Source organism: Polynucleobacter sp. SHI8, from assembly GCF_027944005.1.
Classification (GTDB): domain Bacteria; phylum Pseudomonadota; class Gammaproteobacteria; order Burkholderiales; family Burkholderiaceae; genus Polynucleobacter.
Genome location: NZ_AP027204.1, coordinates 400461 through 421846 on the forward strand (window position 1 = coordinate 400461; position 21386 = coordinate 421846).

Sequence of the window (21386 nt, forward strand, 5' to 3'; positions counted from 1 at the left end):
CTAATCGACTTTAGCCCCAGAGTCTTTCACCACTTTGGTCCATTTAGCGATTTCTTTTTTAATGTATTCGCCAAATTGTTCATTGGTATTTCCAATAGGTTCAGCACCGATAGCTGAGAGTTGTTCTTTGACAGCAGGACTTCTGACAGCATTGATGATCACATCACTAATTTTTGCAGCGATATCAGGCGGTGTTTTTGCTGGAATGACAATACCGAACCATGAAGTGGCTTCATAGCCGGGAAGATCAGCGGCTTCTGCAATGGTTGGTAGGTCTGGAAAAAGAGGAGAGCGCTTGGCACTCGTTACTGCGATTGCTTTTAATTTACCGGCACGAATAAAATTAATACTAGAAGGTAAATTGTCGAACATGATATCTGTGTTGCCTGCAATTAAATCAGTTAGTGCTGGTGGGCTACCTTTATAAGGAAGATGGACCATATAGGTTTTTGTCATTGACTTAAATAATTCCCCAGCCATATGGATGGATGTGCCACTGCCGCTAGAAGCCATATTGATTTTTCCGGGGTTGGCTCGAGCGTAGGTAATTAAATCTTTAACCGTATTAATTTTATTTTTTTCTGCAAAGGCAACATTAAGAACAAGAACGTTAGGTAACTCAGCGACTAGAGTAACCGGTAGGAAGTCCTTGACTGGATCAAAAGGTAATTTATTCGTACCTTGTGTATAGAGAGGTTGATTGATGCCATGGGTTCCAACAGAAGCCATTAGCCAGGTATATCCATCAGGATTGGATTTAGCAACATAATCTGCTCCGATATTGGCTCCTGCTCCGGGCTTGTTTTCGATAATGACATTCCACCCAGCACTTTTTGTAATTTCTGCGGCAACAGGTCGTGCGATATTGTCAGTAGCTCCACCTGCTGGAAATGGCACAATATATTTGATAGGATGGTTAGGAAAATTTTGCGCCAAGGAGAAGTTTGTAAAACCCATGCTCCATAAGCAAGAAATCAAAAGCAAGGATATTTTTGAAATTTTCATTTTGTCTCCATTCATTGAATGAAAATTAGTTTACGTGATATTTTCAGTAGATTCAAAACAAACTTGGTAAAAGCGTAGGGGATTTCGGGTAATCCCGTACGTTTTTCTTTATATCTATTTTTAAGCAAGCTTCCTCTTGAGCCATTGACTGATCAAGGTTGCGACCGCATCTTCTCGACCATTATAAAAATGGTCACAATTTTCAATAATGTTGACGTCACAATTTCCTGGGCTCGCAGCTTGATATTCCTCTGCAGGATAACGATGTTGATCTTCTTGATCGCCTCGAATTGCTAAAACTGGACAAGTAATTTGTGGTGCAAGGTCAATCGTGTTCGGAATGGAAACAAGGCGATCCAGATAACTTTCAGCACTAATAAGGTACCACCAGCCTGGAAGATTCATTAACTCACGCCCCTTGCCTTGAGCAACGAGTTCTTTTGCTTTTGCAGTAATTTGCTCAGCCTGATCCATGGCAAAGAGTTTTTCAGATCCCGCTTTGAGGTCCTGACCAACACCACCCCGTGGAGCAGACATTAAAACCATTGCCGGCGTCTTGCGATACTTTTCTGCATGAGCTACAGCGAGCATGCCGCCATTACTATGACCAATCAAAATTGGTTGATCAAATCCTTTTTGGGACAAAAATTGTCGGGCATAGTCGTTATCCGCAAAGGATTCTGCAATCGTTTGAAAAGCTCCACCAACTGGATCACGACTGGCGCGAGTTGACAATATATCGTGCCCACGGCGATTAAAAGCGAAGAATGCGAAACCTGCTTCAGTCAAGTGTGGTGCAAGAAATTTTGCCCCGCCCGTATAGAAATTCATGGTGTTGCCATGAAAATATAAAGCAGCGCCTTTGATCTTTCCTTGAGGTTCATAGTACAAACCTTCGATAGGAATCGTGTCAGTTTCAATAGTGATTAATTCAGTACGCATATCATCTCCTAAAATCCTGCAGCAAGACCATCACGGCGTGAGTCACTCGCTGCAACATAGCCATCGTTTAAGTCGTCAGACTGACGCCAAATAAATTGACCGGATCCAAAATCCATATAAGGATCTTCAATACTTTTGAGTTCATGACCCAAGGCTTTGAGACCCGCAACAGTGTCTAGATTCAAGTTAGACTCAACGTCAAGGGTAAAGTCACGATTAACCTTCCAACGAGGTGCGTCACACGCACTTTGCGGTTGTTGTTGGTAACTCAACATACGCACCACCGTTTGTAAATGACCTTGTGGTTGCATATCACCACCCATGACACCAAAACTCATTTGTGGAAAGGTTTTGCCATTCACTTGTTTGGTCATGAATGCAGGGATGATCGTGTGGAAAGGACGCTTACCGCCCGCTACGATATTGTCTGATTGACGATCAAGGGAGAAGCCAACCCCACGATTTTGCATGCTAATACCAAACTCTGGGACGACAACACCAGAGCCAAAGCCCATGTAATTACTTTGGATAAACGAAACCATCATGCCTGAACTATCTGCAGTGGTGAGATACACAGTTCCACCAGATGGTGGTAAACCAAAATTAAAATGAGTCGCTTGATCAAGCTTAATTAATTTGGCACGTTCTTTTAAATAACCCGGATCTAACATCTCACTGGGTTTGACGCTCATACTTTTTGGGTCAGCAACATATTGATACACATCAGCAAAGGCAAGTTTCATGGCTTCAATTTGTAGATGTTGGCTCAGAACACTATCAACGGGATAGTCTTCAAGATGGAGATTTTCTAAAATACCTAAAGCAATCAGGGCGCCAATACCTTGTCCATTGGGCGGTATTTCATGAATATCATAGCCCCGATAATTTGTGGAAATTAGATTAACCCAATCAGGACGATAGTTTTTAAGATCATTCAAAGACATGGATCCACCATGAGTTTTGGAGTGATTCACAATCGCGTGTGCAATTTCTCCTTCGTAATAATCCTGCACACCAAACTGACAAATTCGTTCAAAAGCCTTAGCCATATTAGAGGCAGTAAAACGTTCACCAATATGAGGTGCACGACCTTTAGGCATAAACATTTCTTTAAAGCCAGGTTGATTCTCAAGATCAGGAATACCCGCAGCCCATTTATGGGCAACAATTGGCGCAATCGCATGACCGCGGTTTGCAATATCGATAGCAGGAGCTAAGATGTCAGAAAAACTCAATTTCCCTAATTTTTCATGTAGAGCTCCCCAACCCGCGATTGCACCTTGAACGGTGACCGTATCCCAGCCACGCATAGGCCGTTTTGCTAAGCCATTTGTGTCGATACCGTATTTATTTTCGTAGTACTCCGGACTCCAAGCACTTGGTGCAGTACCAGAAGCATTGAGGCCATGGAGTTTTTCTCCATCCCAAATAATGGCAAACATATCACTCCCTAAGCCGTTGGACACTGGCTCGACAACCATCAGAACTGCCGCAGTAGCGATTGCTGCATCTACTGCATTACCGCCTTGCTGGAGGATTCTAAGGCCGGCTTGAGAGGCAAGAGGATGTGAAGTAGACGCAATATTTCTCGCAAATACTGGAATACGCGTGGTAGGGTATGGATTATTCCAATGGAAGTTCATGAAAATCCTTCAAAAGAGCTATTAATCGGCAACGATGTTTTAATCTTGATTAATTTTAGCTCACGGCCAAAGATAGAACCAATAGTTCAAGAGTCGCTATACTTTCATTATATTAAAGGAGACATTCATGCAAAGACGACAATTCATCAACACCATTGCTGGGGGTGTGTTGATATCGACATTTCACCAAACATCATTAGCTAACACCAATACAGTCAAGGTCATTGTTTTTCCTGGGGCGCAAAATTTATCGATGTGGGTAGCTCTTGAAAAGGGATTCTTTAAAGCAAAAGGAGTAGATGTACAACTTACCTATACGATGAACTCCACCGAATTAAGAGATGGTTTAGCGAATGGTAAATTTGATATTGCACATTCTGCAGTGGATAATTCTGTTGCGATTGTGGACTATAAAGAACAAGAGTCAGTTATTTTGATGGGTGGTGACTCAAGCTTAAACGAACTTTTTTATCAACCTGAATTAAAAACCTTACAAGATATTCGTGGCAAAGTATTAGTAGTTGATGCACCCAACACAGCCTATGCATTACAGGTTAAAAAAGCTTTAGCACTAGCAGGTATTCCTGACACAGAATACAAATTAAATCCCGTAGGTCGCACAGCCCTTAGACTCGAGGCAATGAAAAATAATAAAGAAAATGCCGCAGCACCTTTAAATCCACCATTTTCAATTCAAGCCAAACAAGCAGGTTTAAAAAGCATGGGAAGACTAGTTGATTTAGTGGGGGCGTATCAAGGGCAAGGGATGTTTGCTATGCGCCCATGGATTAATCAGAACGCTGAAGTGATTGAACGATATATTGCCGCTTGGATCTTGGCGGTACGTTGGTCATTAAATCCGGCGAATAAAAATGAAGCCATCGAAATCCTCACGAAAAATTTGAAGCTTGACCCAGTGATTATTGAGCAGTCCTATCAGTTGTTAGTTACTCCAGGATTTGGCTTAGATAAGGATGCACAATTTTCACAAAAGGGATTTGATAACTTACTTTCTATCAGGACTGATTTTGGTAAGGGGCGTCCTTTAGATGAAAAGAAACTTGTAGACTTGAAATACTATGAGCGCGCATTAAAGTCTTTGTAATTTAAAAAATGATGTATACGGAAGCGTTTTGTAATCAGCAATACAACCCTCGCATGAGTGTAAAAAACCATCTTGAAATCATGCAAGGTTGGCAACGAAAATCAGAATATGCGCGTGCGACTTGGGAGTGTCATTTAGATCTGGCTTATGGCCCAGATCAAGATGAGAAGCTTGATGTATTTATTGCATCTCAACCATATGCACCGTGTTTGATTTTTATACATGGTGGGTATTGGCGTGGTTCTGACAAGTCGGAATTCTCATTCATTGCTAAAGCATTTGCGAGGGCAGGTGCGACGGTCTTTCTACTCAATTATGGATTAGCACCTCGGGTGACATTAGAGACGATTGTTTCTCAAGTGCAAAGAGGAGTGCAGTGGGTCTATGACAATGCACAACAATATGGCGGCAATGCAGAGCAACTATTTCTAACAGGACACTCTGCTGGAGGACATCTCACTGCAATGATGATGACAAAGTCTTGGGCAAATCAGCAGGACTCTATGATTAAAGGAGCTATCACTCTCAGTGGTTTATTTGATCTGGAGCCTTTAGTTCAGGCAAGTTTTTTAAACACGGTTTTGCAATTAGATATTTCAAGAGCGCAGCAACTCAGCCCCATTTACTATAGGCCATTCAACAATATTCCTTTTTGGACATGTGTTGGGGCAGATGAATCAGCAGAGTTTCATCGTCAGAATGAGTTGATTGCAACATCATGGCCTGAGAACTTTCAAGGCGAGATCAGCATGCCTGGATGTAATCATTTTGATTTGATGGATGCATTCGCTCAGACAGAATCAGGACTTCATCAAGCAACTTTGAAGATGCTTCAAATTTAGGTCAAGAAGTCAGAGTTTAAAAAAATCGCTCTAGTAATAACGTGTCATGAAGTTTTGTTAATGTAACTATTTTCATAGTTATAGTAGGTGAATTTTCATGATAGAAAATATTTATTTAGTCCGACATGGCGAAAGTCTTGGCAACATTGATCAGTTGGCATATAAAACAACGCCAGATCATAATATTCCACTATCAGAAAAAGGTTTGCGACAAGCAACCGCAGCAGGTATTGCACTGCGCAATTGGATTGTTTTACCTGAAAACGAACCCCTCAGGATTTGGACTAGTCCCTATCAGCGAACACGTCAAACCACCGAACAAATTAGACAAGAGCTCATTGGTAAATTTCCGCAGTTACAAACTAGGGAGCATATCAATTTATGCGAACAGCAATTTGGATTGTTTGACGGTTTAACCGATGAGGAGATTAAAGAAAAATTTCCACATGAAGAAGCACATTATGCGTTTGCAGAAAAACATGGAGGTAAGTTTTGGGCAAGAATGCCACTAGGTGAAAGTCGCTTTGACCTCGCGCTTCGAGTGCATGAAGCATTTGGGACCTTTCACCGGGACTCGGAGCGTTACAAGTTTAATAATCTCATTATTGTTTGTCACGGCAATACACTAAGGGCATTTATCATGCGCTGGCTGCATTTACCCTATGAATGGTTTGATCAATTCCCCAATCCCGGTAATTGTGATATTTATCATATTCACTATAACCAATCAGGTAACGGGGAATATATTCATCGAACCCCAGAAGATATTTAAATCAGATTTGCCAGTTGCAATGTTCTTTTAGCTAAAAGAACGACTGGACGATCAATCATTTTTCCATCGAGTTGGACTGCAGCACCTTGGGAGTTAGAGTCTGCCTCGACCACACGTTTGGCATAGTCAATTTCTTTTTCCGTAGGGGTAAAACAGGACATGACGACATCCACCTGTTTCGGGTGAATACACAACTTAGCCCCAAACCCTAACCGTTTCGCGCGATGCGTATCTTTGGCAAGAAGTTCAGAGTCATGGATGTCAGTGCTTACTCCATCAATAGGCGGCGCAATCCCTGCAAGACGAGAAGCTAAGTTGATGGCAAACTTAACTGGCAAAAGTTCTGTTTCATTTTCATCACAACGAAGACCAAGATCCGCCTGAGTATCGATATTTCCGAGTGCAAGTCTTAAGACGAGTGGATGGGTAGCGATTTCTTTAACAGAATCGATGCCACGAGCTGATTCGATGATAGCGATGACGGAATTGAGAGAAGGGACTTGTTGAGTCAATAGCATTAATTGCTGAAGAGATTCAACTTTAGGTACAACAACATTAATGGGACCTTCTAGAACATTTAAAAAAGCAATATCATCATTTGTAAAATCGGTATCGATTGGGTTAATACGAATTAAAACTCGTTGGCGATTCTCCATGGAGCAGGACTGCCAAAATGTTTGAATATGTTCACGCGCTTGCTTTTTTTGCGCAGGTGGAACTGCATCTTCTAAATCAATGATGATCGCTTTTGAAGCGCTAGCTAAAGCTTTATTAAAAAATTCTGGACGATGTCCAGGAGAAAATAAAAAAGTTTGTGCTAATGCCAAATGAGAAGTTAATTTATCCATCGATTAAATTGCCTTTGCGTCTTTTAATTCTTGAATACTCGTGGAGTCTAGGCCAAGTTCAGTCAAGATTTTTTCAGAATGTTCACCTACAGCTGGAACTGCATCCATACGGTAGGAGTATTGATTGTTGACCCCCGGAGGAATTAAGGCTGGAACTTCGCCGACCGGCGAATCAACTTGAGCCCAACGATTTCTGGAAGCTAGTTGTGGATGATGCCAAAGACCTTGCATGTCATTCATCCTGGCATTTGCGATTTGAGCACGCTCAAGCAATTGAGTAATTTGATCGATATTGAATTTAGAAAAACAATCCACAATAATTTTTTCTAATTCAGTACGATTTTCATGGCGTTTGAAATTTAGAGAAAATCTTACTTCAAACGCAAGAGCAGGCATTTGGAGTACTTTTTCACAAAAGACGAGCCACTCCCGTTCATTTTGCAAGCCCAGCATAATGGTATTACCATCACCCACCGGGAATGGACCATAAGGATAAATCGTTGCATGAGATGCCCCAGATCGCTGTGGAGGAGATGCCCCTTCAAACGCGTAGTACATCGGAAAGCCCATCCATTCACCCAATGCTTCGAGCATAGAAACATCAATATGAGAACCAACTCCAGTCTTATCACGCAAAATCAAAGCAGATAAGATATTGGTATAAGCATACATGCCCGCTGAAATATCGGCGATTGAGTTACCTGCTTTAGATGGACTATCTTTGGTCCCTGTGACAGATAAAAAACCAGCTTCACTTTGGATGAGAAGATCATAAGCTTTTTTATCTCTATAAGGACCATCATTTCCATAACCAGAAATATCACAGACAATCAAGCGCGGGTTCATCGCTTTTAATTTTTCAGATGACAAGCCCATGCGCTCTGTAGCTCCAGGAGCTAAGTTTTGGACTAAAACATCTGCTGTTTTTAAGAGTTGCAAAAGTACAGCAAAAGCTTTTTCATTTTTTAGGTCAAGACAAAGACTTTCTTTGGAGCGATTGGTCCAGGTAAAGTGGGACGACATTCCATTGACACGTTGATCGTAGTCTCTTGCAAAATCGCCCGTTCCAGGACGTTCTATCTTGATGACCCGCGCACCTAAATCAGCGAGTTGGCGGGTACAAAAAGGAGCTGCGATCGCATGCTCTAGGGAAATGACGGTAATGCCATCAAGTGGACGAATCATCGATTAAAACGATCTTGGAAGATCAAGTAGATGTTCTGCAACATAAGAAAGAATTAAGTTCGTTGAAATAGGCGCCACTTGATACAGACGCGTTTCTCTGAATTTACGTTCTACATCATACTCGCAAGCAAAACCAAATCCACCATGGGTTTGGATACACATATTGGCAGCTTCCCAGGATGCCTTAGCAGCTAAATACTTGGTCATGTTTGCTTCTGCGCCACACGGTAAATGTTGATCAAACAACTCACAAGCCCGAAAACGCATCAGATTTGCTGCTTCAGTTTCTATATAAGCCTCGGCAATCGGGAACTGAACCCCTTGATTTTTACCAATCGGACGATCAAAGACAATACGCTCATTCGCATAATGGCGCGCTTTATTGATAAACCAATAAGCATCACCTAAGCACTCTGCGCCGATTAAAACGCGTTCAGCATTCAGACCATCAAGAATATATTTGAAGCCTTGGCCTTCTTCACCGATCAAATTTTCTGCGGGGATTTCTAGGTTATCAAAAAACACTTCATTGGTCTCATGATTGACCATATTTAATATCGGTGAAACCGTCATACCATGACCAATCGCATCTTTTAAATTGACGATGAAAATAGACATCCCTTCAGATTTCTTTTTCACTTCGGCTAAGGGTGTTGTTCTAGCTAACAGAATCATTAAGTCGGAATGTTGAATCCTAGAAATCCAAACTTTCTGACCATTGATAACATATTTGTCACCTTTTTTGACAGCGGTTGTTTTTAGCTTAGTTGTATCTGTTCCGGTAGTTGGCTCTGTAACGGCCATGGACTGCAAACGTAATTCTCCCGACGCGATTTTCGGCAGATAAAATTTCTTTTGCTCATCTGATCCATGTCTCAGAAGCGTACCCATGTTGTACATCTGGCCATGACAGGCGCCGGAGTTGCCTCCACCAAAGTTAATTTCTTCCATAATGACAGAGGCTTCTGCTAAACCTAGTCCAGAGCCACCATATTCGGCAGGAATCAAGGCTGCTAACCAACCTGCTTCAGTCAGAGCATTCACAAACGTCTCAGGATAACCCCTTGCTTCATCTACTTTTTGCCAATAGTGAGAGTCGAAGTTAGAGCAAAGATCACGAAGAGCTTCACGGATTTCTTGGTATTGATCAGGGGTAGGTATATTGTGCATAGGGTGAATAGTTATTGATAATTAGTTAGCAAGGGTAGCTGTAGCTTTCATGCTGGCGTAACCCTCATGGTTTTTTGTCCAAAGAGAAATTTTTCCATCTTCTTGGACTTTACCATTGACCGCAAAATGATGAATATCAAAGAGTGGACGAATGGCTTTAAATTCATAATGCTTTAAACGGCGATTTGGCAGATGCTGATGAAGTAATTCAACCAGCATGGTGGCAATCATTGGACCATGAACAATTAGACCGGGATAAATTTCAACTTCGTTGACATACTTACGATCGTAATGGATGCGATGACCATTAAATGTGAGCGCTGAATATCGAAATAAAAGTACTTCGCTTGGAACGATGTCATTTGTCCAGTCAGGAGTCTCATCAATGATGACAGGCGCAGCTAACTGATCAGTATCTTTTGGCACAGGGCGATACACAATGTCGTGCTCTTCAGATATGGCCAAACCTTCAGCATTTGAGATTTCATGTTGAACTGTTACAAAAATCAAATCACCAGAGGAGCGACCTGCTTTGTGAGTCACAGAGGCAATCGTTGAGCGCCTCGTTATTTTGTCACCAACTTTGAGGGGGTGATGCCAAGTTAAACGACTACCCGCCCACATTCTGCGTGGAAGAGGAACTGGAGGTAAGAAACCTCCCCTTTTCGGGTGACCATCCGGACCAACCTCCGACATTGGAGCATTTGGTAAAAAATACAACCAATGCCAAAGCTCAGGCAAAACATCACCTTCTTTGTACTGCGAAGATTGGTTAAAGGTCGTAGCTAATGCTTGAACCGGAAATAAAGTCACTACATCATGCAGTGTTTCAGTTTTTCCAATCCATGTTTTGAGATGAGCAATTTCCTCAGCGGAAATCTCTTGGGTAGTTGGTAAGTTAGACATAATGAATCAATCAAAAAAGTAGATATTGAGTTACTCACCCTTAAAGTCAGGAAGTCTTTTTTCTGCAAAAGCCTTACGACCTTCCGCATAATCTTTACTCACAAAACAAGCATTGATTTGCGCAGTGATGCTATCAATTTGTGATGGATCATTACGAATAATATTGCGCATCGCTCTTTTTGCCGCTTGGACGGTTAAGGGAGCATTTGTTGCGATTTGTTCAGCGAGTTGTTGGCAGTATGCAAAAACATCATCTTGAACCGTATTAATGATCCCCATTTTTTCAGCTTGAGCAGCTGTGTAAACATTGGCAGAGAAAAATGCCTCGGATGTGAAGATCGGACCTAAATTAGCCAAGAATTGCTGCATATTGCGATAGCCGTAACCAAGACCTAATCTTGCAGCAGGCATTCTAAATTTCGAGTTTGGACTTGCATAGCGCATATCGCAAGACAGGGCTAGGCCAAGACCGCCACCATAGCAAATACCACTAATTGCAGCAATCACCGGTACCCGGCACTCAGAAATAGCTAATTGAGCCTCTTCGACAGCGACATTGTAATTATCGGAAGCTTCTTTGGAGCCTCTTTGAGTTTCAAATTCAGAGATGTTAGCACCAGAAACAAAAGCTTTTTCGCCATTGCCACGCATGATACAAACACGAATTTGGTGGTCTGCATTGATGTCATCAATTGCTTTTTTTATATCAATCCACATCGATAGACTGACAGCATTATATTTTTCAGGATCGCTGACTTCGATATATGCGATGTGTTGATTTTTGGAGTAATTGATAACGCCCATGTATTTTATCCTTTATGTCAATTTTATTTCTTGATGATTTATTTTAAAGCTTAAGGTAAAAAGGCGTAGATTTTGTTAAATATCTATCAAATATTTGACAACTTACACCTTGATTACATTGTTGGGATGTTGCAGTGAAATGTGTGTTTTTCAAAAAAATTAGCGCATCGTAAATGGGTTAGCGCTAGCAGCTCCAGTATTAATCCAAACACATTTGGTTTGTAAATAGGATTGAATGGCTTCGATACCATTTTCTCTTCCTAGACCAGATTCTTTATAACCTCCAAATGGCGCCATAAAACTTACTGCTCGGTAAGTGTTGACCCAAACAGTTCCGGACATAATTTTCTCTGACATTCTAAAAGCACGACCAATATCTCTCGTCCAAACCCCAGCACCCAAACCAAACTTTGAATCATTTGCAATTCTTACAGCATCCTCTTCATCTTTAAATCGAATAATGGATAAAACTGGACCAAAAACTTCTTCTTGAGCAATTCGCATTTGATTCGTAACTTGACCAAAAATAGTTGGTTCTATAAACCAACCATCTCCACACTCGGGTCGTGTTGCAATTTGCCCACCCAAAAGTAATTCTGCACCTTCTTTTTTTGCAATATCTATATATGAAAGAATTTTTTCAAATTGAGGTCTAGTAGTTACAGGACCTATTTGAGTATCACTATTCATAGGATCACCCATTCTTGCTGTTTTTGAAAGGGTCACTAATTTACTTACAAATTCATCATAAATAGATTCTTGAACCAATAACCTTGAACCGGCAATACAGGTTTGACCAGTTGCAGCAAAAATTCCTGCAACCACACCATTGACAGCATCATCGAGGTTGGCATCTGCAAAAACAATATTAGGGGACTTACCCCCAAGCTCTAAACTGACATATTTTAATAATCCGGCCGCTTGTTGATTGATCAATTTGCCGGTTGCGTCTGATCCAGTAAAAGTAATTTTTTTGGTTAAAGGATGTTCAATGAGAGCAGATCCAGTTTCTTTACCAAAGCCAGTAACCACATTGACTACTCCAGGAGGAAAGCCAGCTTCTTCAAAAAGTTTAACAAAATGAAGTATCGAAGCTGAAGTAAATTCAGATGGTTTAATTACTACTGTACAACCAGCCGCCAATGCAGGAGCAATTTTCCATGCGGTTAGCATCAGGGGAGAGTTCCATGGTGTTATAACGGCCACCACCCCAAGTGGCTCATTACGTGTATAGCTAAAAAAACCTTTTTTATCCAATGGAATAACATTGCCTTCGATCTTGTCAGCTAAGCCACCATAATAGTAAAACCATTGTGGAATATAGTTGAGTTGTCCGAACATTTCGGCAAATAACTTGCCATTATCTTGAACTTCAATCGTCGCTAATTCTTTTGCGTCTCTTGCAATTAAGTCACCCAACTTGTGGAGAAGAAGTCCTCTTTGTGTTGCCGTCATACTAGCCCATGGGCCTTCAGAAAATGCTCGATGAGCAACTTGGACAGCATGGTCTACATCCTTGCTAGAAGCCTGAGCAATTTGTGCCCATACTTGTCCTGTAAAGGGATTAAAACTATCAAAATATTGACCAGATTCAGGAGGTGTTGTGGCACCATCAATAAATAAATCGTATTTTTTCATATTTTTTTAGAGAGCAGATGGTTGTTGACGACTTTGAGCGGCTTGTTTTACAGCTGTAATAATTTCCGGATAGGTACCACATCTGCATAGATTTCCAGCGAAAAAGTCACGGATTTCGTCATCTGTTGGGTTGGGATTTAAATCCAGAAGATGTTTGGTCATCATAATAAAACCTGGAGTACAAAAACCACATTGGAAGGCACCATGATCTACAAAAGCTTGTTGAATTGGATGTAAGGATTCATTTAGACCACTTAGACTTTCTGCAGTTTCAACGGACTTTCCATCCAACATGACTGCCGGCATGAGACAACCACTAACAGCTAAATCATCAACTAATACAGTACATGCGCCACATAGTCCTTGCCCACAGCTCTCTCTTGCGCCCTTTAGTTGAAATTGATTGAGTAATTCAATGACGTTAATATGGTTTTCTACAACGGTAGAGATGGTTTGACCATTGAGTTGAAACCGAATCGATTTGCTGTTGTTCATTTGAGATTAACCCTCGTTCTTCATGTGTATGGCTTGAAATACTTTTTCAGGTGTTATTGGTAAGCTCGTTATTCTGACGCAAACAGCGTCATAAATCGCATTTGCAATAGCGGGTGAGACACCAAATGTGCCGCTTTCGCCTATTCCTTTTGCACCATAGGGCCCGCCATGATGGTTACTTTTGACGCAAATATTTTCCATCGGAAAATTGACATCATGAATTCCTTGGATTTTGTAATCTGCAAAAGAACCATTGGTCAGTTGACCCTCATCAAAAAGCATTTCTTCGCTAAAGGTGAAGCCACATTGCATCACAGCTGCCCCAGAAATTTGTGTGTTTGCTATTTTTGGATTTACTAATTCACCTGCATCCACGACATTAATCATTTTGTTAACTTTGACATGACCAGTCTCAATATCGACATCAACTTCTACTCCAGTAGCGCCAACCATCCAAAAAGGTGTCACATTACTTGAAGCGCCAGTTTTTAAATCAGTAGGAGCATAACTTGGTTTATAACTGCCAAACCCTACAACTGTGCCAGCTTGCATTCCATACGTTTTTTGTAGAATGACATCAGGGGAGTGTGTCAGGTTTTTATCTAATCCCGCTTTATCCGCCATGTGTTGAAATTTTTTTAACACATCCTCCGCCGCAAGTTTGACGGCATTTCCCATATGAAAAGTTGAACGAGATCCAAGAGTTCCCATATCGTAAGGGGTGATATCTGTATCGGGGCGGATGACTTTGACTTTTTCAGTAGAGATTCCTAAAGTTTCGGCAGCGATTTGCGCCATGGCAGTATCTGATCCTTGGCCCATATCAACTGTGCTCATTGCTAGTAGGCAACTGCCATCGCCATGAATTGTTATAGCAGCTGTTGACGTTGTCGGAGAAACAGACGCTTTGAAGGCAATTGCAATGCCCCGTCCTTTACGTATGGATCCTGTGCCACGATCGAAGGTTTCACCCCAATTCATTTTTTCTGCGAGGGTATTCAGAACGAGTTCTGTCTCCATATGTTCGATGACAGTACCTGTTGCTTGTTGCGCACCATTCTTCAAGATATTTTTCGTTCTAAATTCTAGAGGGTCCATTTTTAACTCGTGGGCCAACATATCAGTATGAGATTCATAAGCCCAAACCAATTGAGGAATCCCAAATCCTCTAATTGCGCCTGCTGGAGGGCGATTGGTATAAATCTCAAAGGAGTCTATAGAAACGTGATCAATATCATAGGGTCCAGCTGCAGTAAAACCTGATTTTTGTGCAACCCGAGGACCAATATCTGCATAAGCACCGCCATTCCAATAGACTTTACAGTCTCTAGCAATAATTTTTCCTGACTCATCAAGAGCGCTTTTTATTTTGAATGTGGTCGCATGTTTACAAATCGTGTAAAACTGCTCTTCCATTGTTAAAGAAATCTTGATAGGTTTATTTAATATAAGTGCGATTGCAGTAACCAGGGCCTCTAACTTAATATAAACTTTTGCGCCATATCCACCACCTAAATGAGCACTTTTTACACGTACTTGATTTTCTTTCCAGCCTAATAAGCGGGCTATTTCTAGACGGACAAAAGAAGGCATTTGAGTTGCACTATGAAGCGTAATTGATTGGTCACCAGGTACTGCAATCGAGACCATCGGCTCTAAAGGGGTATGCATGCCTTGCTGAGTCGTAAAAACATGTTCAAAAACATGTTTGGCATTTACAAATGCATCATCAGAGTTGCCGTGTCTTAAATGAAAATCTAATGCAATATTCGTGTTTTTGCGACCTACTAAGTGTTTTAAGTCAGGAAAGGTGCCCGAGGGTTTAAGTTCATCATGAACGATTGCTGAGGAAGTAAGGGCTTCTATCTCATCATAAACAGCTTCTAATTCTTCGTAATCTGCTTCAATTAGTTGGCAAGCAGCTTCGGCGATATGTGGACTGTGTGATACGACTACGGCTACAGGCTCACCAATAAAGTGGACCTTATCTAAAGCAAGAATCGGTTGATCTAAAAATGCTGGCCCGTAGTATGGTGACGGAATTATTTTTTTAATATCTTCCCCAGTGATGACACTCACAACACCTGGATAAGATTGAGCTGCATCAGTATTAATGCTGATAATTTTTCCATGGGAAATGGTGCTTCTAAAGATTTTTCCATATAACATGCCGGGTAACGTGAAGTGATGCATATATTCAGCGGTACCTGATACTTTTTGTTTTGATTCAATTCTGGGAATAGAGCGACCAAACTCAGTGTGTTTTGTTGTCATGATTGGGCCTTTTCTAGTAAACTTTTTTGAATGGCTCGACGTACATAAATTTTGATTAATTGACGTTTGTAAGCAGAAGAACCTCGAGCATCATCCTGGGGATCTATTGAAGTAGAGGCTAATTCGCCAGCTTCTTGAAGTAATTGATCCGATGGCGATTTGCCTTGTAAAAGATTTTCTACCGATAAAAGTCTCGTAGGCGTTTCTACAACTGCACTAAGTACGATTTTGGGTGAGTCAAAAACTTGATTATTTAACTTTGAATTAATAGCCACGCCAAGCGTTGGCCAATCATCTACCACTCGCGTTGTACATTTGATGTAAACACAGTGACGATTTTTGATAGAAGGAATAGAAATAGACTCGATGATTTCATCACTCTTTAATTTAGTGGTGTAGTAACCCTCATAGAATCCCTCAATGGGAATACTCCTAGAAGCATCTTTGCTTTTTATGTGAATCATTGCACCTAGAGCGGTCATTAATGGCGGCATATCCATATGCGGATCTCCATGCGCTAGAGCCCCACCAATACAAGCTACATTTCGGACTCGCACATTGGCTAAATGTTTCATTGTCTTAGAAATAACGCCAAAGTGATTTTGTACTAGATTTGAATGCTCAATCTCACTTAGGGTTGTCATTGCAGGGATTAGTAAGTCACCATTATCATTCATGCTTATACCCTTGAGGATGTTGACTTTACTTAAGCTAATTAAGGATTCTGGTTCATAAACACCCGCTTTCATCATGAGCATTAAAGCAGTGCCACCTGACATAGGTTTGATTTGAGAATTATTGTCTGATAACAAAGATACAGTTTGTTCAATTGTTTCAGGAAATTGAATTTCAAATGGTTTCATTTTGAGCCCTCATAAGAACTAAACAAAAGCAGCTTGCAAATTTTTCGCGAACTGCTTTTCTAATTCCTTTGTTTTAGATTTAAGAACAGGCTGACCCATGCTGCCTAGCTTGCCAGTAAGTTTTAAATCAATTGAATATTGAATCATCGTTTTGTCATCAGCCTTGATGATGTTTGCTGATGAAATTGCAAGAAGTCGTCCAATCACACCAATTGGGTTTCCTTCTGTTTTTGCAGTAATTTTTTCAGGAAAGATATTTTCTGTGATTTCAACTAACACCTGAAACTTAAATTGAATGTATGCAACTTTGGTCGTTAAAATTGCCTTATAAGAATTTTCATTGATTTGCTCTAGATCGCTGACGCCCTCTACACATGAAGCAAAGAAAGGAACATCATTTAACTTATTAAAAACAGCCTCTTGAGGGGCGTCGACAAGTATTTCTCCAGAAAGAATCATGTTATTTAGTTATATTAGGTAATAAAGGGTATTAGGGTGTTTATACATTTCCTAACCCATTCTATGGAATTTAAAAGAGCAAGTCTAATGCTTAAATGATGATTCACCCTATCAAATTCAAGCATAGCTAATTAAACTAGGGTAAACGATTAGTCTATCAGTGTTGATCCAGGCCATTGATTGTCAATGATGGATTGATGAATAATTTGCTTCAGTTCATCAACCACTTTTCGAACAGCTAAAGAAGGTTTACGAGTGACGGATAGAGCTAGAGATATTTGGCGGTTAATTTCTGGGTCAATAATTGGAGCAGCAGTTAGTTTGCGTTCTTTGATATCCTCGAATACAACCAAGCCAGGGAGAATGGTGTAGCCCACATTGGATTGCACGAGACTTTTTTGGGTATTCATAGAATTAGTCTCTGCAATAATATTTAAGTTAATCCCTGAAACTCCACAGGCATGATCCAACAAGGTTCTAAGACCATGTGGATGGGTTGGCATAATAAAACAGTGTTGTTTTAAATCTCGAAGTGAAACGGGACAATCCAATCTTAAATCGGCACTCGGTGGACCAACCACATATAGTTTTTCGTTAAGGAGTGGGGTAATTTCTATCGATGGTGAGGGTTTGTGAGCGTAAAGAAGCGCCATATCAACTTCATCATTTGCCAACCATTCTTGTAAATAGCCAACATAACCTACCAAGATACGAATAGAAAGATTTGGATATTGGGATTGAAGTGAGTTAATCAGTTTGCCAGCAATTAAATCACTTACGCTAGGTAAAAGCCCTACAACGACCGTGCCGCTGATGACTTGTGGCGAAGAAGAAATTTCATGTTTTGCCTGCTCTAGTTCGTCAAGCGCTTTTTTTGCCCTAATCATCAGTAAATGACCCGCATCAGTCAATTGCATACCGTGACCAACACGTTGAAATAGGGGGGCGCCTAAATCTTCCTCCAGCATTTGTATTTGCCTGGATAGCGCTGGTTGAACAATATGTAATTTTTCCGCCGCACGAGTCACACTTCCATAGGCTGCTACAGCTAAAAAAGTACGCAACTGTTTGATTTCCAAAATCGCTCCCTGATTGATTAATGCACGGCTTATTTTAAGCATTGTAAAACCCTTGGAGACAATTATGTCGAAATTGGATACCTTAGAATTTTTTTTTCTATTGGACGAATTTGAATTCATGCTTAATACTCTGAACATATTTATATTAGGAAAAATATGGACTCACCAGAACAATCCTTGATTCATCCGTGGAAAGATGAAATCTTTCAAATTTTCAAAACTGGCGGCGTTAGCCAAGTAGCCTATGTCCCTGATGCGGGCCACGCTCAAGTTATTAATAATGTATGGGCTGATAAAGAAATGGTTGCCATACCAGTAACTACTGAAGAAGAGGGTGTCGCAAGTGTTTGTGGTGCTTGGTTGGGGGGGCAACGTGCAGTATTGTTGATGCAAAGTAGTGGAGTTGGTAATTGTGTAAATATGTTCTCAATTATCAATAATTGTAGGTTCCCATTTCTCACCCTCGTGACTATGCGTGGCGAATGGGCGGAATTTAATCAATGGCAAACACCAATGGGAAGTGCTACAGAAGAAGCATTCAAAATGATGGGAATTAATGTTCTTCGGGCAGATCAGCCGGAGAAAGTTGGGGAAGTAGTCAGTGCAGGCTTTGATGCTGCATTTGAAGGAGGAGACGCAGTAGCAATATTATTATCACAAAGTTTAATTGGTCGTAAGAAATGGGGTGTTAAATGAACACTACTTCCTCATCAAGTTATGGAGAAATAGATCGTCGGGTATTTGTAAAAAAATTAATAGACGCATGCCCAGAGGCCTTAATAGTAACAGGCCTCGGTTCACCATCCTATGATGTATTTGCAGCAGGAGATAGAGACAGAAATTTTTATCTGTGGGGCGCAATGGGGGGCGCTTCAGCAATGGCATTAGGATTAGCTATTGCTCAACCCCAAAAACCTGTATTGGTTATTACAGGCGATGGAGAACAGTTAATGGGCTTAGGTAATTTAGCAAGTATTGGAGCCCAAAAAATAAAAAACTTATCCATCGTAGTTTTAGATAATGGGCATTACGCAGAGACGGGCATGCAAAAAAGTCATACATCATTTGGTACTGACTTAGTTGGAGTGGCTTTATCTTGCGGTCTAGATTGGGCATTTAAGGTAAAAGATATGGATGCGATATCAACAATCGCAAGCCATGTGAATACCAAAAATGGTACAGGGTTAGCAAACGTGTTGATTAAAGCTGAAGAATATCCTAAGGCCCTACCTCCACGAGATGGAGTTTATATTAAAAACAGATTTAGATCTGCTTTAGGTTTTAAACCGTTCTGATTAAAATTTATCGTAGGTAAAAATTTGCTATGAATAGATTACAGGTAATAAAAAAAACTATTTTGTTATTACCGTTTATTTGGTTTTTAGTACCCTGTTATGGCCAATCAAACTGGCCAAATAAACCCGTAAAAATTGTTGTTCCTTGGGCTACTGGTGGAGTGACAGATACTCTGGCGAGATTTATTGCGAATAAATTAACGATCAGCTTTAAAAGTCCATTTATTGTAGAAAATCATCCTGGGGCAGGAGGAATTATCGGCTCAGATTTAGTGGCAAAAGCTGCGCCTGATGGCTATACACTGGTGGCATCTGGTATGGCCTCTCACGTCATTACACCAAATCTCGCAAGTACACCTTTTGACCCTATGAAAAGTTTTACCCATATTGTTAACTTGGGAGGTCCCCCATTAGTAATGGTCATTCATCCAAGTTTAAAAGTAAAAGACGTAAAAGAACTTGTGGTCTTAGCAAATAAACAAAATGGTGGAATGAGTTACGCATCTCCCGGTTCGGGGACACATAACCATTTAATAGGTGAACTTTTTAAGTTAAAAACAAATGCAAATCTAGTTCATATTTCTTACAAAGGTGGAGGACCTGCTTTATTAGATTTAATTAGCGGGCACGTTCAAGTAGGATTTTTGACTCTAACAACAGCGGCTACTAATATTAAAGCTGGAAAGTTAAGGGCTTTAGCAATTTCTTCACAACAAAGACTGAGTGACTATCCTCAAGTTCCCACTTTTAATGAATTAGGTTATCCGTCCCTGACGACTTATAACTGGTCGGGGTTATCTGGCCCTGCTGGCATGAACCCTAATATAGTCAATAGAATTAATGAAGAAGTGATCAAAGCATTACGTGAGAAAGATGCTCGAGAACAGTTGGGTAGTGAAGGTATAGCTGAAGTTACAGAAATGAATCCAGAAGCATTTACAGTATTTTTCCAGAAAGAAATTACTCAATGGGCACCTGTTGCAAAATCCATTAACACGAAGTTAGGAAATTAAGTATTTTTACTTTAGTCAGAGGATCGTTCATGAACTCCATCACTCGCTTGACCAATCAATCTCTGATTAAGAGAATAAGTCTTTTCATGATCTTGACAGCTTGCGGGTCTATTTCCATCGTTGCAAGAGCTCAAAATCAGACTTCAAACGATACGATTAAATTAATTGTGATTACTGCAGCTGGCGGGGCTGCAGATCAAGCAGCCAGAATTGTTGCAGAAAAATTAGGCCCCGCCTTAAATAAAAATATTATTGTCGAGAACAAGCCTGGAGCAGGAGGTAACATTGCCTCCAGGTTTGTGGCTAGCGCAAAGCCAGACGGCCTTACATTTTTAATGACATCGAATAATCATACGATTAATCCATTTATATATAAAGATCCAGGTTACGCAACATTGTCAGATCTGTTACCTGTTGTGCAAGTCGCGCGAGGACCTACAGTGATCGCTGTTCATCCACAAACATCTTTTAATTCTATGAAAGAATTAATTACCCTTTCACAAACTAAGCCAGTAAGTTATGGATCGATTGGTGTAGGTAGTGCAGCGCATCTAGTAGGAGAGTGTTTAAAGCCAGTTACTGGTGCGAAATTCGAGCATGTTCCCTATAAAGGTGGGGCTCCCGCTGTGTTTGATGCGGTTGCAGGGCATATTCCGTTAGTGATGTCTTCTTTAGCGTCATTGGGCCCATATATTAAGTCAGGGAAGTTACGAGCTTTAGCAGTATCTTCCGCAGAAAGATGGCCAGGATATAACGAAATACCGACGCTGAATGAATTAGGAATGGGGGAGTGTACTTATGATATTTGGTTAGGGATAGTAGCTCCAAAAGGAACGCCCGCAAGTATGATTAATAGTATGAATAGCGAAATTAGTTCATTGCTAAAGACAAAAGAAATGCAAGAAAAGATTTTGGGGATGGGGTATATGCCCGTTGGTAATACTGTTAAAGAATTTGATGATATGGTACGGAGTGATATCAATAAAACATCCAAAATGATTAAAGGTATGCAGGTCCAAGTTGAATAATTAAATTAAAAAGGAAGTAA

The 21386-nt window shown here is 40.7% G+C and carries 21 protein-coding genes; 7 read left to right on the top strand and 14 right to left on the bottom strand.

Annotated features, from left to right (window positions below):
• From QMN06_RS02105 to QMN06_RS02115, 3 genes are all read right to left on the bottom strand, one after another.
• Window positions 1-1005 carry a tripartite tricarboxylate transporter substrate binding protein gene (locus QMN06_RS02105; protein WP_281970863.1) on the bottom strand — a complete coding sequence of 335 codons (1005 nt, stop codon included), beginning with the start codon at window positions 1003-1005 and terminating at the stop codon, window positions 1-3.
• 120 nt (window positions 1006-1125) lie between these two features.
• Window positions 1126-1947 carry an alpha/beta hydrolase gene (locus QMN06_RS02110; RefSeq protein ID WP_281970864.1) on the bottom strand — a complete coding sequence of 274 codons (822 nt, stop codon included), beginning with the start codon at window positions 1945-1947 and terminating at the stop codon, window positions 1126-1128.
• 8 nt (window positions 1948-1955) lie between these two features.
• Window positions 1956-3590, bottom strand: coding sequence for a gamma-glutamyltransferase family protein (locus QMN06_RS02115; protein WP_281970865.1), 1635 nt, complete (start codon window positions 3588-3590; stop codon window positions 1956-1958).
• A gap of 127 nt (window positions 3591-3717) precedes the next feature.
• On the opposite strand from QMN06_RS02115, the gene QMN06_RS02120 reads away from it, so the two are divergent.
• The 3 genes from QMN06_RS02120 (at window position 3718) to QMN06_RS02130 (ending at window position 6309) form a co-directional block, all read left to right on the top strand.
• Window positions 3718-4695: an ABC transporter substrate-binding protein gene (locus tag QMN06_RS02120; protein ID WP_281970866.1), complete on the top strand. Its 978-nt coding sequence runs from the start codon at window positions 3718-3720 to the stop codon at window positions 4693-4695.
• An 8-nt stretch (window positions 4696-4703) separates the two neighbouring features.
• Window positions 4704-5537 carry an alpha/beta hydrolase gene (locus QMN06_RS02125; protein WP_281970867.1) on the top strand — a complete coding sequence of 278 codons (834 nt, stop codon included), beginning with the start codon at window positions 4704-4706 and terminating at the stop codon, window positions 5535-5537.
• Window positions 5538-5634: 97 nt separating this feature from the next.
• Window positions 5635-6309: a histidine phosphatase family protein gene (locus tag QMN06_RS02130; RefSeq protein WP_281970868.1), complete on the top strand. Its 675-nt coding sequence runs from the start codon at window positions 5635-5637 to the stop codon at window positions 6307-6309.
• On the opposite strand, the gene QMN06_RS02135 is transcribed toward QMN06_RS02130, so the two are convergent.
• From QMN06_RS02135 to QMN06_RS02185, 11 genes are all read right to left on the bottom strand, one after another.
• Entirely contained in the window at window positions 6306-7157 is an 852-nt protein-coding gene (locus QMN06_RS02135) for a CoA ester lyase (RefSeq protein WP_281970869.1), read from the bottom strand. The two genes, QMN06_RS02130 and QMN06_RS02135, sit on opposite strands and share 4 nt — an antisense overlap.
• Before the next feature lie 3 nt (window positions 7158-7160).
• Window positions 7161-8342, bottom strand: coding sequence for a CaiB/BaiF CoA-transferase family protein (locus QMN06_RS02140; RefSeq protein WP_281970870.1), 1182 nt, complete (start codon window positions 8340-8342; stop codon window positions 7161-7163).
• A gap of 3 nt (window positions 8343-8345) precedes the next feature.
• On the bottom strand, window positions 8346-9512 hold the full coding sequence (locus tag QMN06_RS02145; RefSeq protein ID WP_281970871.1) for an acyl-CoA dehydrogenase family protein: 1167 nt from the start codon (window positions 9510-9512) through the stop codon (window positions 8346-8348).
• A gap of 21 nt (window positions 9513-9533) precedes the next feature.
• On the bottom strand, window positions 9534-10418 hold the full coding sequence (locus QMN06_RS02150; RefSeq protein WP_281970872.1) for a MaoC family dehydratase N-terminal domain-containing protein: 885 nt from the start codon (window positions 10416-10418) through the stop codon (window positions 9534-9536).
• Between the two features lie 30 nt (window positions 10419-10448).
• Window positions 10449-11222, bottom strand: coding sequence for an enoyl-CoA hydratase (locus QMN06_RS02155; protein ID WP_281970873.1), 774 nt, complete (start codon window positions 11220-11222; stop codon window positions 10449-10451).
• Between the two features lie 159 nt (window positions 11223-11381).
• The gene (locus QMN06_RS02160) at window positions 11382-12860 is read right to left on the bottom strand and encodes an aldehyde dehydrogenase (protein WP_281970874.1); all 1479 of its coding nucleotides are present in this window, start codon (window positions 12858-12860) and stop codon (window positions 11382-11384) included.
• A gap of 6 nt (window positions 12861-12866) precedes the next feature.
• Window positions 12867-13355, bottom strand: coding sequence for a (2Fe-2S)-binding protein (locus tag QMN06_RS02165; protein ID WP_281970875.1), 489 nt, complete (start codon window positions 13353-13355; stop codon window positions 12867-12869).
• Window positions 13356-13361: 6 nt separating this feature from the next.
• A complete protein-coding gene (locus QMN06_RS02170; RefSeq protein WP_281970876.1) occupies window positions 13362-15629 on the bottom strand; it encodes a xanthine dehydrogenase family protein molybdopterin-binding subunit in 2268 nt (755 codons plus the stop codon).
• Window positions 15626-16492, bottom strand: coding sequence for an FAD binding domain-containing protein (locus QMN06_RS02175; protein WP_281970877.1), 867 nt, complete (start codon window positions 16490-16492; stop codon window positions 15626-15628). Before QMN06_RS02175 ends, QMN06_RS02170 begins: the two co-directional genes overlap by 4 nt.
• Before the next feature lie 18 nt (window positions 16493-16510).
• Window positions 16511-16951, bottom strand: a complete 441-nt coding sequence (locus QMN06_RS02180) for an SRPBCC domain-containing protein (protein ID WP_281970878.1) — start codon at window positions 16949-16951, stop codon at window positions 16511-16513.
• Window positions 16952-17100: 149 nt separating this feature from the next.
• Entirely contained in the window at window positions 17101-18072 is a 972-nt protein-coding gene (locus QMN06_RS02185; RefSeq protein WP_281970879.1) for a LysR substrate-binding domain-containing protein, read from the bottom strand.
• Window positions 18073-18186: 114 nt separating this feature from the next.
• Here QMN06_RS02185 and QMN06_RS02190 point away from each other — a divergent pair, with 114 nt between their 5' ends.
• Genes QMN06_RS02190 through QMN06_RS02205 form a run of 4 tightly spaced genes read left to right on the top strand, consistent with a single transcriptional unit; the run spans window position 18187 to window position 21366 of the window.
• Window positions 18187-18726, top strand: coding sequence for a phosphonopyruvate decarboxylase (locus QMN06_RS02190; RefSeq protein WP_281970880.1), 540 nt, complete (start codon window positions 18187-18189; stop codon window positions 18724-18726).
• The gene (locus QMN06_RS02195) at window positions 18723-19325 is read left to right on the top strand and encodes a thiamine pyrophosphate-dependent enzyme (RefSeq protein ID WP_281970881.1); all 603 of its coding nucleotides are present in this window, start codon (window positions 18723-18725) and stop codon (window positions 19323-19325) included. The genes QMN06_RS02190 and QMN06_RS02195 overlap by 4 nt, the downstream gene beginning before the upstream one ends.
• 29 nt (window positions 19326-19354) lie before the next feature.
• Window positions 19355-20338: a tripartite tricarboxylate transporter substrate binding protein gene (locus tag QMN06_RS02200; RefSeq protein ID WP_281970882.1), complete on the top strand. Its 984-nt coding sequence runs from the start codon at window positions 19355-19357 to the stop codon at window positions 20336-20338.
• A gap of 29 nt (window positions 20339-20367) precedes the next feature.
• On the top strand, window positions 20368-21366 hold the full coding sequence (locus QMN06_RS02205) for a tripartite tricarboxylate transporter substrate-binding protein (RefSeq protein WP_281970883.1): 999 nt from the start codon (window positions 20368-20370) through the stop codon (window positions 21364-21366).
• The last annotated feature ends 20 nt before the right edge of the window (window positions 21367-21386 follow it).

Excerpts from the sequence above, each read along its gene's own strand:
- QMN06_RS02105 (WP_281970863.1), bottom strand. The coding sequence starts at position 1,005 with ATGAAAATTTCAAAAATATCCTTGCTTTTGATTTCTTGCTTATGGAGC.
- QMN06_RS02110 (WP_281970864.1), bottom strand. The coding sequence starts at position 1,947 with ATGCGTACTGAATTAATCACTATTGAAACTGACACGATTCCTATCGAA.
- QMN06_RS02115 (WP_281970865.1), bottom strand. The coding sequence starts at position 3,590 with ATGAACTTCCATTGGAATAATCCATACCCTACCACGCGTATTCCAGTA.
- QMN06_RS02120 (WP_281970866.1), top strand. The coding sequence starts at position 3,718 with ATGCAAAGACGACAATTCATCAACACCATTGCTGGGGGTGTGTTGATA.
- QMN06_RS02125 (WP_281970867.1), top strand. The coding sequence starts at position 4,704 with ATGATGTATACGGAAGCGTTTTGTAATCAGCAATACAACCCTCGCATG.
- QMN06_RS02130 (WP_281970868.1), top strand. The coding sequence starts at position 5,635 with ATGATAGAAAATATTTATTTAGTCCGACATGGCGAAAGTCTTGGCAAC.
- QMN06_RS02135 (WP_281970869.1), bottom strand. The coding sequence starts at position 7,157 with ATGGATAAATTAACTTCTCATTTGGCATTAGCACAAACTTTTTTATTT.
- QMN06_RS02140 (WP_281970870.1), bottom strand. The coding sequence starts at position 8,342 with ATGATTCGTCCACTTGATGGCATTACCGTCATTTCCCTAGAGCATGCG.
- QMN06_RS02145 (WP_281970871.1), bottom strand. The coding sequence starts at position 9,512 with ATGCACAATATACCTACCCCTGATCAATACCAAGAAATCCGTGAAGCT.
- QMN06_RS02150 (WP_281970872.1), bottom strand. The coding sequence starts at position 10,418 with ATGTCTAACTTACCAACTACCCAAGAGATTTCCGCTGAGGAAATTGCT.
- QMN06_RS02155 (WP_281970873.1), bottom strand. The coding sequence starts at position 11,222 with ATGGGCGTTATCAATTACTCCAAAAATCAACACATCGCATATATCGAA.
- QMN06_RS02160 (WP_281970874.1), bottom strand. The coding sequence starts at position 12,860 with ATGAAAAAATACGATTTATTTATTGATGGTGCCACAACACCTCCTGAA.
- QMN06_RS02165 (WP_281970875.1), bottom strand. The coding sequence starts at position 13,355 with ATGAACAACAGCAAATCGATTCGGTTTCAACTCAATGGTCAAACCATC.
- QMN06_RS02170 (WP_281970876.1), bottom strand. The coding sequence starts at position 15,629 with ATGACAACAAAACACACTGAGTTTGGTCGCTCTATTCCCAGAATTGAA.
- QMN06_RS02175 (WP_281970877.1), bottom strand. The coding sequence starts at position 16,492 with ATGAAACCATTTGAAATTCAATTTCCTGAAACAATTGAACAAACTGTA.
- QMN06_RS02180 (WP_281970878.1), bottom strand. The coding sequence starts at position 16,951 with ATGATTCTTTCTGGAGAAATACTTGTCGACGCCCCTCAAGAGGCTGTT.
- QMN06_RS02185 (WP_281970879.1), bottom strand. The coding sequence starts at position 18,072 with ATGCTTAAAATAAGCCGTGCATTAATCAATCAGGGAGCGATTTTGGAA.
- QMN06_RS02190 (WP_281970880.1), top strand. The coding sequence starts at position 18,187 with ATGGACTCACCAGAACAATCCTTGATTCATCCGTGGAAAGATGAAATC.
- QMN06_RS02195 (WP_281970881.1), top strand. The coding sequence starts at position 18,723 with ATGAACACTACTTCCTCATCAAGTTATGGAGAAATAGATCGTCGGGTA.
- QMN06_RS02200 (WP_281970882.1), top strand. The coding sequence starts at position 19,355 with ATGAATAGATTACAGGTAATAAAAAAAACTATTTTGTTATTACCGTTT.
- QMN06_RS02205 (WP_281970883.1), top strand. The coding sequence starts at position 20,368 with ATGAACTCCATCACTCGCTTGACCAATCAATCTCTGATTAAGAGAATA.